The sequence below is a fragment of the Neisseria elongata subsp. elongata genome (assembly GCF_900113545.1).
Classification (GTDB): Bacteria; Pseudomonadota; Gammaproteobacteria; order Burkholderiales; family Neisseriaceae; genus Neisseria; species Neisseria elongata.
Genome location: NZ_FOPS01000006.1, coordinates 150698 through 164343, shown reverse-complemented (window position 1 = coordinate 164343; position 13646 = coordinate 150698). Strand labels below are relative to the sequence as shown.

Annotated in this window: 15 protein-coding genes; 2 read left to right on the top strand and 13 right to left on the bottom strand. The window is 58.1% G+C overall.

The features are described 5' to 3' along the window. Positions 1-206: 206 nt before the first annotated feature. On the bottom strand, positions 207-2243 hold the full coding sequence (locus tag BM261_RS07710) for a TonB-dependent receptor (RefSeq protein WP_074897114.1): 2037 nt from the start codon (positions 2241-2243) through the stop codon (positions 207-209). A gap of 211 nt (positions 2244-2454) precedes the next feature. Between BM261_RS07710 and BM261_RS07705 the strand changes: the two genes are divergently transcribed. Continuing rightward, entirely contained in the window at positions 2455-3003 is a 549-nt protein-coding gene (locus tag BM261_RS07705; RefSeq protein WP_074897111.1) for an NAD(P)H-dependent oxidoreductase, read from the top strand. A 32-nt stretch (positions 3004-3035) separates the two neighbouring features. Beyond that, positions 3036-3620, top strand: a complete 585-nt coding sequence (locus BM261_RS07700) for a TetR/AcrR family transcriptional regulator (RefSeq protein WP_074897109.1) — start codon at positions 3036-3038, stop codon at positions 3618-3620. 65 nt (positions 3621-3685) lie between these two features. Here BM261_RS07700 and BM261_RS07695 read toward each other — a convergent pair whose 3' ends face one another. From BM261_RS07695 to BM261_RS07640, 12 genes are all read right to left on the bottom strand, one after another. After that, complete coding sequence (locus BM261_RS07695) at positions 3686-4738, bottom strand: Gfo/Idh/MocA family protein (RefSeq protein ID WP_074897107.1); 1053 nt, start codon at positions 4736-4738, stop codon at positions 3686-3688. Positions 4739-4752: 14 nt separating this feature from the next. After that, complete coding sequence (locus BM261_RS07690; protein WP_205277217.1) at positions 4753-6072, bottom strand: nucleotide sugar dehydrogenase; 1320 nt, start codon at positions 6070-6072, stop codon at positions 4753-4755. A 183-nt stretch (positions 6073-6255) separates the two neighbouring features. Then, positions 6256-7431, bottom strand: coding sequence for a DegT/DnrJ/EryC1/StrS family aminotransferase (locus BM261_RS07685; protein ID WP_074897105.1), 1176 nt, complete (start codon positions 7429-7431; stop codon positions 6256-6258). Positions 7432-7536: 105 nt separating this feature from the next. Beyond that, positions 7537-8223, bottom strand: a complete 687-nt coding sequence (locus BM261_RS07680; protein ID WP_074897103.1) for an acetyltransferase — start codon at positions 8221-8223, stop codon at positions 7537-7539. A 45-nt stretch (positions 8224-8268) separates the two neighbouring features. Further along, positions 8269-8973: a hypothetical protein gene (locus BM261_RS07675; protein WP_074897101.1), complete on the bottom strand. Its 705-nt coding sequence runs from the start codon at positions 8971-8973 to the stop codon at positions 8269-8271. Between the two features lie 81 nt (positions 8974-9054). Then, entirely contained in the window at positions 9055-9663 is a 609-nt protein-coding gene (locus BM261_RS07670; protein ID WP_074897099.1) for a sugar transferase, read from the bottom strand. Positions 9664-9679: 16 nt separating this feature from the next. Next, the gene (locus BM261_RS07665; RefSeq protein ID WP_074897097.1) at positions 9680-10072 is read right to left on the bottom strand and encodes a hypothetical protein; all 393 of its coding nucleotides are present in this window, start codon (positions 10070-10072) and stop codon (positions 9680-9682) included. 58 nt (positions 10073-10130) lie between these two features. Next, positions 10131-10526, bottom strand: coding sequence for a hypothetical protein (locus BM261_RS07660; protein WP_074897095.1), 396 nt, complete (start codon positions 10524-10526; stop codon positions 10131-10133). Positions 10527-10639: 113 nt separating this feature from the next. Beyond that, positions 10640-11035 (bottom strand): hypothetical protein, encoded by a 396-nt coding sequence (locus BM261_RS07655; RefSeq protein WP_003771788.1) that lies wholly within the window; start codon positions 11033-11035, stop codon positions 10640-10642. A gap of 54 nt (positions 11036-11089) precedes the next feature. Continuing rightward, complete coding sequence (locus BM261_RS07650; protein WP_074897093.1) at positions 11090-12259, bottom strand: glycosyltransferase; 1170 nt, start codon at positions 12257-12259, stop codon at positions 11090-11092. A gap of 47 nt (positions 12260-12306) precedes the next feature. Then, the gene (locus BM261_RS07645) at positions 12307-12519 is read right to left on the bottom strand and encodes a hypothetical protein (protein ID WP_074897090.1); all 213 of its coding nucleotides are present in this window, start codon (positions 12517-12519) and stop codon (positions 12307-12309) included. A 36-nt stretch (positions 12520-12555) separates the two neighbouring features. Next, positions 12556-13626: a glycosyltransferase gene (locus BM261_RS07640; protein WP_074897088.1), complete on the bottom strand. Its 1071-nt coding sequence runs from the start codon at positions 13624-13626 to the stop codon at positions 12556-12558. Between the last annotated feature and the right edge of the window lie 20 nt (positions 13627-13646).

Genomic DNA, 13646 nt, shown 5'->3' with positions numbered 1-13646 from the left:
GGCACTTCTTTATCCGATAAGTTTCTGTGCGGATAGGTCTGGATTCCCGCCTGCGCGGGGGTAGCGAAGCGGACTTGCGTAAGCTAATGACGATAATCGGTTGTTACGGCCGTTTCAGACGACCTTCGTTATTCCAGTCACCGTAGGTAGAGCATTGATGCCCGACCTACGATTGTTTCAGACGGCTTCCATCATTTCAGCTTCGCCTAAAACTTCCATTCCGCGCTCACGCCTACGCTTCTGGGGCGTTGGTAGAGCGCGTCTTGGCGGTCGGCGCTGGAAATGAATATGGGGCGGCGGCGGTTGAACACGTTGTCGGCGTAGAGCGAGACGCGGCCTTGTTTGAAGTTGTAGGCGGTGTAGAGGTTGACTTGGTTGTACGCGCCGATTTTGCCTGATTCGGCATTGTCGGCGGCGGAATAGTAGCCGCCGTAGAAGCGCACGTCGCCGCCGGCTTCCCAGCCTTTGTCGTTCAGGTATTTCACGCCGATGTTGGCGGTGTATTTGGGCGCGCGGCCGAGTTTGTTGCCTTCGATGCCGCTGTTGGGATAGCTTTTGATTTTGGTGTTGAGCAGTCCCAGTCCGGTGGTGAGTTTCAGGCTGTCGGTGGCCTGCCAGTCGGCGGCAAGTTCTGCGCCGTAGGTATGGACTTTTTTGGCGTTGCGGATGACGACGGAGTTGGTGCCGAGATAGAAGGGGAGCTGCATGTCGCGGTAGTGGTTCAGGAACAGGTTGCCGGAGAGTTGCAGGCGGCGGTCTGCGCTGCGCCAGCGGGTGTACCACTCGTAGTTGTTCACATATTCGGGCTCATAAGTGTAGGTTACGACGGGGCGGCCGAAGGTGATGCCCGCGCCGCCGGGGTTGTAGCCGCGCGCGGCTTTGATGCCGCTGACCCATTGGTCGGTGGGTTTGAAGGCGATGTCGATTTTGGGCAGGAACACGGTCTGGCCTTTGTCTAAATCGAGGTGCAGTGCGCCGCTGCCGCCGCTTCGTTTGTGCGTTTCTTTTTCAATGCGGGCGGCGGCTGTGATGTCCCATTTTTCGCTGGGGCTGTATGTGGTTTCGGCAAACAGGGCGCGCACGCTGTTGCGGTCGTCAAAGGTGTTGCGGCCGCCGACGCTGCGGATGTCCACCCATTCGTCTTGTTTGCTGCGGAAGTAGTGTAGTCCGGCAAGGCCTTTCAGACGGCCTTTGTTTGAAAAATGCAATACCGGCTCCCATTGCAGTTCACGGCCTTTGAGTTCTGCGGGCACGCCTTGCGGGCTGACGGTCATCGGCAGGTGCAGCCGCTCGTTGTGGTAGCGGCCGTAAACCAGTTTGTTTTCCAGCTTCAGGTAGTCGTTAAGCTGCCACGATACGTCCCAGATGCCCGATGTCGAGCCAGTTACGAACACGGGCTTTTCTTTTAAAAAACGGCGGCTGGCGGTGTTGCCCATGATTTCGTTTTGCGGCGCGCGCGAACGGATGTGGTTCAGCGTCAGGCGGCTGTAAAAATCGGGATGGTTTTCGGGCGTGAGCAGGAGTTTGAAGCGCACGTTGGTGTTTTCCACGCGGCGCGGGTTGCCGGTTGGCTCATAGGACACGAACGGCTCGTAACTTTCACGCTGCTGCCGCTCCGCGCTCAATCTGAAGGCAAGGTTGTTTTTCACAATCGGGCCGGACACTACGCCGGCGATGTTGCGCGTTTTCTGGTTGCCCAAACCCAAGCGCAGCGCGCCTTCCCATTCGTCGGTCGGGTCTTTGGAGCGCATCACCACTGCGCCCGCCACCGCGTTCTGCCCGCGCACATGGCTCTGCGGTCCGCGCAAGACCTCCACCTGCTGCATGTCCCACAACGACTGCGTGCCGAAGGCGTATTCATTGTAAGTGGCGGAGCGGCCGTCTATGGACAGGTTCAGGCGCGGCCTCGTGCCCGCGAAAAACGCCACCGCGCCGACGGCGGGTCCCGAGCCGTCCACGCCGCGCACGGTCGGCAAATCGTTGCCGCTGCCCAAGTCCACCGTGTTCACGGTCTGTTTGAGCAGGTCGGAGGCGGAAAGATTGTGGCCGTTGCGGTCGATGTTCGGCGTGGTGAAAACGCGGTTGGACGTGGCGGTTTCAAAGCCGCTGCGGTTGGTGCGTTCGCCGGTTACGACGACTTCTTCCAACCGTCCGTCTTCGGTTTCGGCGGGCAGGTCGGCGGCATGGGCGGCAGACGCAAAAATGGCGGCAATCAACAGGGGCAACGGGCGCGGGGTTGGCATTTCTCTATCCGTTCAGACAAGTTTATATTGGTTTACAGATTTACATTAAATTACTATATTTGTAAATTATAGGAAAGGGAATGATGAAATGCAAGAGGTTATCAATTCTCCGCATATAAAGCCGTACCGCCTGCAAACGCGGTTTGCGAAAAACGGTACAATCATAAGGACGGCGGCAGCCGTCCGATGAACTCTTAGTCAGGAGACATGTATGAAAACCCTAATCATCGCCGCCCACCCACATATCGCGCAGTCCGTCGTCAATAAACGCTGGTTGGACGAATTGGCCAAACATCCCGACCGCTTTACCGTCCATCGGCTTTACACCGCCTATCCCGACGGCAAAATCGATATTGCCCGCGAACAGGCTTTGGTGGAGGCGCACGGCGGTATCGTGTTCCAGTTTCCCGTTTACTGGTTCAACTGTCCGCCGTTGTTGAAACAATGGTTTGACGACGTGCTGACCTACGGCTGGGCCTACGGTTCGGCGGGCAGGGCGTTTGCCGGGCGCAAAACAGGCATTGCCGTATCGCTGGGCGCGCCCGCCGAAGATTACCGCCCGAACGGCGCAGTCGGTTACGGGTTGGACGATGTATTGCGCCCGTTCGAGCTGACCGCCCGCTACTGCAATGCCGACTGGCAGCCGCCGTTTGCCTTCCACACCATAGACAGCAATGCGGGCTACGACGAAGCCGCCGAAAGGCTGGTGGCGCAAAGCGCGGCAGGCTATCTGGCGCATCTGGATGGATATTTCGGCTGATACGGCTTTTAAAATTTCACAAAAACAGACAAATGACCACCGCCAAACGACAAACCATCATCAACGCCGCCCGCCGCCTGTTCCGCGAACACGGCTTTTCCGCCGTATCCGTGGGCAGAATCTGCGCCGAGGCCGCCGTCAGCCGCGTTACCTTTTACAAATATTACAGCGGCAAAAACGTGCTCTTGCAGGAAATCGTTACCGGGCAGAAAAACCGCGTCCGTACCGAATTTGAAAACCTGCTTGCACAGCAATGCAGCCTGCGCGAAGCCGCCGAATCTGTGTTTGCCCTGCAAAAACAATCATTTGAAGAACTCTATTCCGCCGCCTTCCTGCGCGACATCGAAGAAAACACCGATTTGGAGCTGGAACGGTTTTTCCATGAGTTGAACGAAGAAAAATACGCCTTTATGCGCGGCTTCTTCTACACCCTGCAGCAACGCCGCCTGATTCAGCCCGATTTGCCGGTGGAACTCATCGACCTGTTCATCCGTCAGGCGGACGTGTTGATGCGTCACCCGCAACTGGCCGCCCCCTATGCCGCTGCGCCGCAAAAGCTGCCGCAGGACGTATTGGGATTGTTGCTGCACGGCTTGGCAGGAGAGGGTGGCAAATAACGGAAGGCCGTCTGAAAACCCTATTTCAGGTTTTCAGACGGCCTTTTTATGTTTGTTGTCTTTTGTTAGTAAACCAGTGGCAGCGAAACCGTTTTATGGTCGCGGGCGGAGAGGTAGGCGGCGATAATCAGTTCCAGCGATTTCAGGCCTTCGCGACCGTCGGTAACAGGCTCGGCTTGGCCGCGCAGTACGTCGATGACGTTTTTGTAATACAACGGGTGGCCGAAACCGTATACCGAAGTGGTTTCATAGTTGGCGTTTTTAATTTGTTCGTCGTAATCGCGTTCGTCGGCGAAGTTCCATTCCTGAATTTCGTTCACCGCCATGCCGCCGATGCGTACCGTGCCGGTTTCGCCCAGAATGGTAATCGAGCCTTCGAGGTTTTTCGGGTAGGTGCACATGGTAACGGCCATCGAGCCGAGCGCGCCGTTGCGCCAGCGGATGTTCATCACGCCGGTATCTTCGGCTTCGATGTTGCGGTGGGTGGAAATCATCGCCTGCACGTCTTCGACCGGGCCGATGAGCCATTCCATCAAATCGACGTAGTGGCTGGCCTGGTTCATGAACGCACCGCCGTCAAACTCCCAAGTGCCGCGCCAACCGTTGCCTTGGTCGTAATACGACTGCGGGCGCGTCCAGAAGACGTTTAAATGCACCATGCAGATTTTGCCGAAGCGTTTTTCCGTTACCGCGCGCTTGAGCAGTTGCAGTGTGGCGTTCAGGCGGTTTTGTTTCACCACGAACAAGCGTTTGCCGGCTTTGTCGGCGGCTTGGACCATGCGTTCGCCGTCGTGCAGGCGGGTGGCCATCGGTTTTTCGGTAACGACGTGAAAACCGGCTTCCAATGCCTGTACTGCCTGCTCGGGGTGCAGGCCGGACGGGGTGGTGATGACGATTACGTCGGCATCGGTTTCGGCCAGCATTTCCGCGTAGCGGGCATAAGCTTTTGCACCGGTGCGTTTGACCGCCGCTTCAAGCGCGGTGGGATCGGTGTCGCACACGGCAACGAGTTCGCACTCGTCTTGCAGCGATTCGAACGAACCGAAATGGTTGTTGGAAATGCGGCCGCAGCCGACCAGGGCGAATTTGATTTTGCGGTTTGAGATGGTTTCAAACATTTTCAGACGGCCTCTTATGCTTTAACGATGTTGTCGTGTTTGCCCGAATATTTGCCGCGCGTATCGACAATCAGTTTGGCGTGTTGTTTCAGCAGATCGTAATCGAATTTGTCGTGGTCGGTGGTCAGCACCACGCAGTCGTAAGAGGCGATGCTCTCGGCGGTCAGCGGTACGCTTTTCAGGTCGAATTTGTGTTCGCGCATTTTCGGGAACACGGGCACATGCGGGTCGGAATAGGATATTTCCGCACCGAGGTCGCGCAAGAGTTCCATTACTTCCACCGACGGACTTTCGCGCATGTCGTCTACGTTTTTCTTGTAGGCGATGCCCAATACCAACACTTTGCTGCCCTTAATCGAACGTTGGCGGTCGTTTAACGCCAGCGCGGTTTTATTGACCACATATTCGGGCATGGAAGAGTTCACTTCGCCGGCAAGTTCGATGAAGCGGGTGTTTACGCCGTATTCGCGCGCTTTCCAAGTCAGGTAGAACGGGTCGATGGGGATGCAGTGGCCGCCCAAGCCCGGGCCGGGATAGTAGGCGACGAAGCCGAACGGTTTGGTGGCGGCGGCGTCGATGACTTCGTGGATGTCGATGTCCATTTTGTCGGCGACGATTTTCATCTCGTTCACCAAGCCGATATTGACCGCGCGGTGGATGTTTTCCAGAAGTTTGGTCAGTTCGGCAGCTTTGGTGGAGCTGACGGGGACGACTTTGTCGATGGCGGGCTGATACAGCGCGAGGCCGACTTCCAAACAGGCCGGTGTGTGGCCGCCGATGACTTTCGGAATGGTGCGGGTTTCAAAATCGGGGTTGCCCGGGTCTTCGCGTTCGGGAGAGTAAACGAGGAATACATTTTCGCCGACTTTCAAGCCGCCTTCTTCCACGCGCGGCAGCAGCTCTTCTTCGGTCGTGCCCGGATAGGTGGTGGATTCCAGCGACAAAACCTGGCCGGCGCGCAGATACGGTTTTACCGCGTCGGTGGTGTCGATGACGAAACTCATGTCCGGCTCGCGGTATTTGTTCAGCGGGGTCGGCACGCACAAAATCACGGCTTCCGCTTCGCCGATGCGGGAGAAGTCGGTGGTGGCTTCGAAACCGGTGGTACGGGCGGCGGCGATTTTGTCGGCCGTGATGTGTTCGATATAGGTTTCGCCCTTGTTCAGTTTATTGACCTTTTCGGCGTCGATGTCGAAACCCAGCACCTTGAAGCCGGTTTCGGCGTAGCGCAGCATCAGCGGCAGGCCGACGTAGCCCAGGCCGACGATGCCGATTGTGGCGGTTTTGTCGCGGAATTTGCCGATGGCGGATTGTTTGATTTCGGATGCTTGCATAGCGGATGCCTTTTTACTTCTTGAAAGCCGTTTTCAGACGGCCGTCAAACGGTTGAGGCCGTCTGAAAAGCGCGCCCGGCCCGTTTCAGACGGCCTCGGTAAGGGATAAAACGGAAACGGCGGATTGTACTCCATTTTGTTTTCAGACGGCCTCAATCGGGGGAGGCCGTCTGAAAAAACGGTTTATGCCGTGGCTTGGGCCAACACGGCTTCGATGTGTTCTTTGCAGAACGCGATTTCGTCGTCGGTCAGCGTCGGATGCACCAAGAACATCAGGCTGGTGTCGCCCAGTTCGACGGCGTTTTTCAGTCGCTCTTTCGGCCGCCACGGCGTGTTGTCGAAGGCTTTTTCCAAATAGACTTCGGAGCAGCTTCCTTGATAGCATGGGACTTTGCGCGCGTTCAGTTCGTTGACGATGCGGTCGCGCGTCCAGCCGTCTTTCAGGTGTTCGGGTTTGACGAAAACGTAGAACTTGTATTGCGCGTGTTCGATGTAGTCGGCTACTTCAACTAAACGGATGCTGGCAAATTTGCCCAAGCTTTCTGCCAGTTTGGCAGCGTGTGCTTGGCGGCGAGCCGTCCATTCGGGCATACGTTTGAGCTGGATGCGGCCGATGACCGCCTGCATTTCCATCATGCGCCAGTTGGTGCCGAAACTTTCGTGCAGCCAGCGGAAGCCGGGGGCGTGTTCGCGGTGGTACACGGCGTCATAGCTTTTGCCGTGGTCTTTGTACGACCACATTTTGCTCCACAGCTCTTTGTCGTTGGTAGTCACCATGCCGCCTTCGCCGCCGGTGGTCATGATTTTGTCTTGGCAGAACGACCATGCGCCGACGTGTCCGATGGAGCCGACGGATTTACCTTTGTATTTCGCGCCATGCGCTTGGGCGCAGTCTTCGATAACCCACAAATCATGTTCTTTTGCCAAGTCCATGATGCCGTCCATTTCGGCGGGCATACCGGCGAGGTGGACGACGATGATGGCTTTGGTATTCGGCGTCAGCGCGGCTTTGACGGTTTCCGCGCTGATGTTTTGGCTGTTCAAATCCACGTCGGCGAACACGGGGTTTGCGCCTGCGGTAACGATGCAGGAAGCGGAGGCGAGGAAGGTGCGCGAGGTAACGACGACGTCGTCGCCTGCGCCTATGCCCATTGCTTTAAGCGCGACATCGAGTGCCAACGTGCCGTTGGCGACGGCGACGGCGTATTGCGTGCCGGTAAAGGCGGCGAATTCTTTTTCAAATTCGCGGCATTCGCTGCCGGTCCAATAATTGACTTTGTTTGACAAGAGAACGCGGGAAACGGCATCGGCTTCTTCCTGGGTGAAGCTCGGCCACGGGGAGAGGGCGGTGTTGAGCATGACGGGCTTTCCGGCCGTCTGAAAACCGTTCAGACGGCCTTTAATCGAAAAACGAAACGGCGGATTGTAGCTTTTCAGACGGCCTGTTTGAATACGGCGGCGGATTTATTTTTGCCCGTCCGTTTGTTCGGACTTAGCCGCCAAAGTGTTTTCAGACGGCCTGATTAAGGGTTTGGCCGGATTGCCGACGACGGTCAGGCCGTCTGAAACATCGGATACCACCGCCGCGCCCGCGCCGACAATGACGTTTGCGCCGATTTTGATTTGCTGGCGGGTACACGCGCCTATGCCTATCCAAGAACCGCCGCCGATTTGCGTGCCGCCCGCCAGGTGCGCGCCGGGGCTGATGTGGACGAAGCCGCCCAGAATGCAGTCGTGATCGACCGTGGCGGCGGTATTGACGATTGCACCGTCGCCGATGCGGCAGCACGGCTGGATGACGGCTTGTGCGAAGATTACGCTGCCTGCGCCGATTTCGACATCGGGCGCGATGACGGCACTCGGATGAATGATAACGGGCAGGGAAAAGCCCAGCGCGGCAAAACGGCGGCAGAGGCGTTCGCGGACGGCGTTGCTGCCGATGGCCACGGCCAAATCGTATTCGGCGGGTAAAACGCTCATGCCCGCCAGCCCTGTGCAGCCGATGACGGGCAGGCCGAGTATTTCCCCTTCCGCTTCGTCGTCGAGAAAGACGATTTCCGTCCAGCGGGCGGCGGACAGTGCGGTGGCGGCAACGACCTTGCCGTGGCCGCCCGCACCGATGATGGCGAGTTTTTTATGTGTTTTCTGCATGGGTGTTTCCAAGATTGGAGGCGGCAGGCCGTCTGAAAACGCCGTTTATTTCGAGCCGCGTATTTTCTTCGTTGCTTTCACGACGCGTTCGTAAAGGGACGGAGACAACGCATCTTGTAGATACACGCTTTTTACGCCGATTTCCTGTGCGGCCTGTTCGGCCGATATTTCGGCGTACGAACCGGCGACGGGTGTGCGTTCGCGGCCGTATTGGGTAACGGCATAGGTTTTTTCGTTGATGCGTTCGTAACGTTTCCCGCCTTCTTGGAGCTCGAAATTATCGTGGTAAACGGTGCTTTCTATGAGGATGCCGTTTTCGTATGTGAGGACTGGGCCTTGATATCCGATGTCATCGTTGCTGAAATACAGTTCTGCCCTCGGTGCGGGGAGCGCGCGGTCGAGAAAGAGATGCATGCAGAGTTGCGAACCTCTGTTTTCAACAACCGGAACTTTCATACATATGCGCGGGTTGTTGTAATTTACGGGTCTTCTGCGCCTTTCGATTTGCCGATCTATCTCGTTGAGATAGTAAAGGTTTTTCAGCGTTAGGATATTGCCGCCGTTATAGGTGCTTGTATTGTTGCCGTAATAAACAACGTTTCGGTTGTTATTGTGAATGGCGTTTAGGTTGTAGCCGTAGCTTGCCAAGGCAGGGTGGTTTTGCAATGCGCCACGGGTTACATCGTAGGCGGAGGCCGTCTGAAAGGAGCAGGCCAGTATCGTTGCGGCGAATAGTCGGAATGTTTTCATGTTTTTTCGGGTCGGATTGGGGAAGGGGCCGTCTGAAAGTGCGGTTTCGGCGGAGCGGAAACGGGTTTCGGACGGCCGGTTTTATGCGTCGTCGTTGCCGGTGAATTTGGCGGCGGTGGCTTCGCCTTCGCTGTTGATGCCGCTGCGGTCTAAGACTTTTTTAACCGTTAAAAAGAGGATTTTGATGTCCAGAAGCAGGGAGCGGTTTTCGACATACCATACGTCGAGGCGGAATTTTTCCGGCCACGAGATGGCATTGCGGCCGTTTACCTGCGCCCAGCCGGTGATGCCGGGGCGCACAAGGTGGCGGCGGCGTTGTTCGGCGTTGTAGAGCGGCAGGTATTCCATCAGCAGCGGGCGGGGGCCGACGAGGCTCATGTCGCCCTTCAATACGTTCCACAGTTCGGGCAGTTCGTCCAGGCTGGCGGCGCGCAGTTTGCGTCCGAAGGGTGTGAGGCGTTCGGCATCGGGCAGGGGGCGGCCGTTTTCGTCTTCCGCGTCGCGCATGGTGCGGAATTTGTACATCACGAAGGGGATGCCGCCGCGTCCGGGGCGGACTTGGCGGAACAGGACGGGCGTGCAGAGTTTGCGCCGTATCTGCCAGGCGAGGAGCAGCAGGACGGGCGACAGCAGGACGAGTGCGGCGGCGGTGATGATGATGTCGAGCAGGCGTTTGACGGGGTCGGTCATGGTTTTCAGGCGGCCTTTATTCGGCTTTCGCGGGTTTGCCGGTCAGTGTCTCCATGCACAGTTGGTATTCGGCCTTGCCCGCATCGCGTGCGAAGATTGCATAGTCGGATTTCGGGACCGCGTTTAAAGCCGATTGCGGCAAACGGTATATTCCGCGGGCGACGCGGGCGATTTGCCGTTCGACGAAGGCGCGGGTGGCGTCGTTTTGGGCAACCACCATGTAGCGTTCGGTCATTTTTTCCATTGCCTGCCCGATGTCCGTACCGGCCAGCCTTTCGCCCATGGCGGTTTGCGCCATCAGGCCGGTGAGGATACATCTGTCTTGGACGGAGGCTTCCCGAGGCTCTGCGGATGCGGCGGAAAAAGCGGCGGCAAAAAGTATGGCGGCGGCGTATTTTGATGTGTTCATTGGTATTCCTCGGTTTGACAAAAGGCCGCCTGAAGCTTTTTCAGACGGCCTTCATCGCTTATTCGGCCATGTTTTTCATGCAGACTTCCATTTCGGCCCTGCCGGCTTCCATGGCCAGTTCCTCGTATTCTGCCGGTTTTACTTTTAAGCCGGCTTGTTTGGCTTCTTTCAGGATGACTTCGGTTTTTTTCAGTGCGTATTTGATTTGTTCGCCCATGATTCCGGACAGGTTTTTATCTTCTGCAAAGGGTTTGAGGTATTTGGCTTCCAGTTTTTTTTGTACGGCCGGGCGTTTTTCGCCTTTCAGGCCGGACAGCATGGAGTCGTATGCCATGTTGGCGGCTGCGTTGCAGAAGGCTTCGATGCCTTTCTGTTTGTCTTCTTCAGACGGTGCGGCAAAGGTGGCGGAGGCGGCCAGCAGCAGGACGGCGGTGAGGGTGGCTTTGGTATTCATGTTTTTCCTTTTCGGTCGGTATCGTGTTTACGGGGGTAGGCGGGTTGCCTCGCATTGCAGGCCGTCTGAAGGGTGGGATTTTCGGTTTCAGACGGCCTGATTGGCGGATTCTATCAGTTTGACATTGCGGCTTCCATGCATAGTTGGAATTCGCCTTTGCCGACTTCTTCGGCAATGTATTTGTAATCCGATTTTTCCAGGTTCGGGTTCAGCTTGGATTGGTAGATTGAGCCGGTCAGGCGTGTGACGGTTTCTTGAACCATTTCGCGGGCTTTGACGTGTTTGGCCGCAGGCATGAAGCGTTTCAGCAGTCTTTTTTCGGCTTGTTCGCGTTTTTCGCCGTTCAGTCTGGCCAATACGGCATCATGGGCGATGGTGGCGGAAAGTTTGCAGAAGGTGGTTGCCGCTTCGGAGGCTTGTGTTGTCTCGGCGGTTTGCGCCGGTTCGGCGGCGAAGGCGGGAGCGGTTAAAACGGCGGCCAAAACGATGGCGGCGGTGCGGGTTTTCATGGGAAGTCCTTTTGGGGTTTGTTATGCCGTGTGGACGGCGGGAAGCGTGGTAATTTACACGAAGCCTTCTATCATGGCAATGATGCGGCGGTAGGCGGTGTCGCGGTCGAAGCGGCGGGCGATTTCGTCGCGTTGAACAGGGGCTTGGCGGTTGTGCGTCAGGCGGCGGTAGGCGGCGGCGAAGTCCGCGCCGTTGCCCGAGCGGTAGTGTTCGTGCGGCAGTAGGTTCAGCAGCCGGTGTACTTCGGGTTTTTGCTGGCTGTTGAGGATGGGTTTTTGCAGTGCCATGTAGTCGGACAGTTTGTTGGTGACGGACTGCATGGCGTAGCTGTGGATGGGGTTTACCGCGATGTCGCAGCCTTTGGCCAGCGATATCATTTCGCGGTAGGGCAGGTAGCCGTGGAAGATGATGCCGCCGTCTGAAAATTTCTGTTGCAGACGGGCGAGGTCGGGGCCGCCGCCGCAGATGTGCAGTTCCACCGTTTCTCCCGCCGCTTCGAGAAGCCGCACGCCTTGGCAGACGGTTTCGACGTCGTAGCTGTGGCTGAGGGTGCCGAGGTAGAACAGGCGGGTTTTGCGTTCGGCGAAGCGGTGCGGCGGGATGGCGGCGATTTCGCCGAAGTCGGCACCGATGTAGACGGTTTCGGCGGGTACGTCGGGATTGGCGGCGCGGGCGCGGGCAAGGTAGCTGTCGGAGACGGCGATCAGGCCGTCGGCGCAGGCATAGGCGCGGTCGGCGCGGCGGGCGAAGGGCAGGCGGCGCGGCGGGAGTTTTTTGATGAAGGGCAAAACGGCGGAGAAGGATTCGGGCCATACGTCTTGCACGTCGGTAATCAGTTTGAAGCCCAGCCGCGCTTTGTGTTGCCCCAGCAGGATATTGCTGCCCATCAGCGGGTAGGCGGAATAGACGACGTCCTGCGAATACGGCGGGCAGTTTTGCAGCCAGCGTTCGAGATTTTTGACGAAGGTGCGGTGGCTTTTCAGGCGGGCGGGGGAAACGTTTTTGCGGTAGCCGTCTTCGGCCAGCAGCATGACTTTCAGACGGCCTTCCGATGCGGCGGCCGCGTCTTCGGGGCGGCGGAAGGTTTTGTCGTGGTGGCGGAAATTGCTGGTAATCAGCAAAACGTCGTGCCGTTCGGCCAGCCGTTCGGCCAGATAGCGGAAACGGTTGAAGTAGGGTTCGTTCGGCAGCGAGCAGAAAGGGGCGACGATGGTGATGTTCATGGTGCGGGAGGCCGTCTGAAAAAGGGGCTATTGTAAGGGCGGCGGTTTTATCCGCAAAGTGTGTGCGGGAGGCCGTCTGAAAAACAGTTTGCCGCCATGTGGCGGGCGGCGGTCGGTCGGGGCGGTTTCAGGATGGTTTTCTGCCGCCGGTGCGGGTTTTGCATGTCGGGTTGGCCGTGCGCGTGCGCTTCGGCAATCCGCGACCGCAGGCTTGGTTTTCCGTCAGGCGCGGTTTTGCGGATGAGGCCGTCTGAAAGCACGGTTTAGCTGGATGAAACGGTTTTTTTCAGACGGCCTTACAGTGCGTAGGCGGCCATGGTCGTGCGGTAGATTTCGTCGTCCGAGCACAGGCGGGTAACGCGTTCGTGCAGGGCGTTGCCGAAGGTTTGACGCAGTTCGGGCGAGCGGACGAGTTGCTCCAGCGCGTCGGCCAGCATGGCCTGGTCGTGCAGCGGGGTGCAGAAACCGGTTTTGCCGTTTTCCACCATTTCGGCAATGCCCGCTGCGTCGTAGCTGGCGACAGAGGTGCGGTACAGCCCGGCTTCCAAAATATTGTTGCCCACGCCCGCGCCGTGGTCGCCCGCGCAGTCCAAGGTGTTCACCAGAATATCGGTGTCGGCGAAATAGGCGTTCAAATCCCGCACCGCGCCGAGGAAGGAAACTTTGTCGGCAATGCCCAGCCGTTCGGCCTGCGCTTCTAGGGCGGGGCGTTCTTCGCCCGTGCCCGCGATGTGCAGCCGGACGGGCAGGCCGCGTTGTAGCAGGGTGTGGAAAACGTCTATCGTCAGGTGGACGGCGCGTACTTTGTCCAAGCGCGACAATGTGCCGAGCACGACGAAACCGCGCGGCGTTTTGGCGGAAACGGCGGGGGCGGGCGGCAGGGCGTTGTAGGTGTAGGCGGTGCGTTCGGCGGGAAAACCGTGGCGGATGAGTTTCTGCTGTTCGTGGCGGCAGTTGGCGATGATGTATACGCCGAGCTTGGCAAACAGGCGGGCGATTTTGGGATAGGTTTCGGAGTTCAGGCCGCGCGCGTGGTAGAAAACCTTGCTGCGCGGCGAGCAGATTTTGGCCGCTATTGCGCAGGCGGGGACGATGCGCGCCATTTGGCAGTGGACGATGTCGGGGCGTTCGCGGCGCAGCAGGCGGGCGAAGGCGAGGGCGGCGCGCAGGTAGCCGGTGCGGCCGCCGCCGTAAAAGTCGATGTTTTGCCAACGCATGCCTGCGGCTTGTGCGTCGGAGACCAGCGGGCCGTCGGATGCGGCCAGCAATACGTCGTGTCCGTGCCGTGCCAGCAGGCTGCCGAGGCGCAGGCTGGCGGTTTCGGTGCCGCCCAGCCCGCCCATGGAGGTGGCCAGTATGATTTTCATGGGTGTTCCGTGTGTTTGAA

Bases quoted from the DNA above. Each gene is read 5' to 3' on its own strand.
- BM261_RS07710 (WP_074897114.1), bottom strand. From the start codon at position 2,243: ATGCCAACCCCGCGCCCGTTGCCCCTGTTGATTGCCGCCATTTTTGCG.
- BM261_RS07675 (WP_074897101.1), bottom strand. From the start codon at position 8,973: ATGAAAACATTCCGACTATTCGCCGCAACGATACTGGCCTGCTCCTTT.
- BM261_RS07685 (WP_074897105.1), bottom strand. From the start codon at position 7,431: ATGCTCAACACCGCCCTCTCCCCGTGGCCGAGCTTCACCCAGGAAGAA.
- BM261_RS07655 (WP_003771788.1), bottom strand. From the start codon at position 11,035: ATGAAAACCCGCACCGCCGCCATCGTTTTGGCCGCCGTTTTAACCGCT.
- BM261_RS07665 (WP_074897097.1), bottom strand. From the start codon at position 10,072: ATGAACACATCAAAATACGCCGCCGCCATACTTTTTGCCGCCGCTTTT.
- BM261_RS07660 (WP_074897095.1), bottom strand. From the start codon at position 10,526: ATGAATACCAAAGCCACCCTCACCGCCGTCCTGCTGCTGGCCGCCTCC.
- BM261_RS07670 (WP_074897099.1), bottom strand. From the start codon at position 9,663: ATGACCGACCCCGTCAAACGCCTGCTCGACATCATCATCACCGCCGCC.
- BM261_RS07640 (WP_074897088.1), bottom strand. From the start codon at position 13,626: ATGAAAATCATACTGGCCACCTCCATGGGCGGGCTGGGCGGCACCGAA.
- BM261_RS07695 (WP_074897107.1), bottom strand. From the start codon at position 4,738: ATGTTTGAAACCATCTCAAACCGCAAAATCAAATTCGCCCTGGTCGGC.
- BM261_RS07680 (WP_074897103.1), bottom strand. From the start codon at position 8,223: ATGCAGAAAACACATAAAAAACTCGCCATCATCGGTGCGGGCGGCCAC.
- BM261_RS07705 (WP_074897111.1), top strand. From the start codon at position 2,455: ATGAAAACCCTAATCATCGCCGCCCACCCACATATCGCGCAGTCCGTC.
- BM261_RS07700 (WP_074897109.1), top strand. From the start codon at position 3,036: ATGACCACCGCCAAACGACAAACCATCATCAACGCCGCCCGCCGCCTG.
- BM261_RS07690 (WP_205277217.1), bottom strand. From the start codon at position 6,072: ATGCAAGCATCCGAAATCAAACAATCCGCCATCGGCAAATTCCGCGAC.
- BM261_RS07650 (WP_074897093.1), bottom strand. From the start codon at position 12,259: ATGAACATCACCATCGTCGCCCCTTTCTGCTCGCTGCCGAACGAACCC.